At 36.0% G+C, this 333-nt stretch carries 1 pseudogene; it reads right to left on the bottom strand.

Annotation, left to right across the window (positions count from 1 at the left end):
• Positions 1-333 (bottom strand): annotated as a pseudogene (locus CNQ84_RS20300) (transposase); the annotation flags it as partial.

Here is a 333-nt window from a genome sequence, read left to right as displayed (position 1 = left end):
TAGCATTGGCATTAAACTGAGGAGAAACGACGAGTAAAAGCTCTCCATTTTCTAACTGTAGTGCACTTATATATAGTTTCACCCGACCAACCAAAATCCGTCGTTTACGACATTCAATTTGACCAACTTTAAGATGGCGAAATAAATCACTAATTTTATGATTCTTTCCTAAATGATTGGTGACAATGAAGTTTTTTTAACACGAATGCAGAAGTTGATGTCTTGTTCAATTAACCATGTAAACCACTGCTCACCGATAAACTCTCTGTCTGCGAACACATTCACAATACGGTCTTTACCAAAAATGGCTATAAAGCGTTGAATCAAAGCAAT

Origin of the sequence: Pseudomonas abyssi (assembly GCF_002307495.1) — a bacterium.
Taxonomy (GTDB): domain Bacteria; phylum Pseudomonadota; class Gammaproteobacteria; order Pseudomonadales; family Pseudomonadaceae; genus Halopseudomonas; species Halopseudomonas abyssi.
The sequence above is the reverse complement of the archived record's forward strand: the minus strand, read 5'-3'. Positions and strand labels throughout refer to the sequence as shown.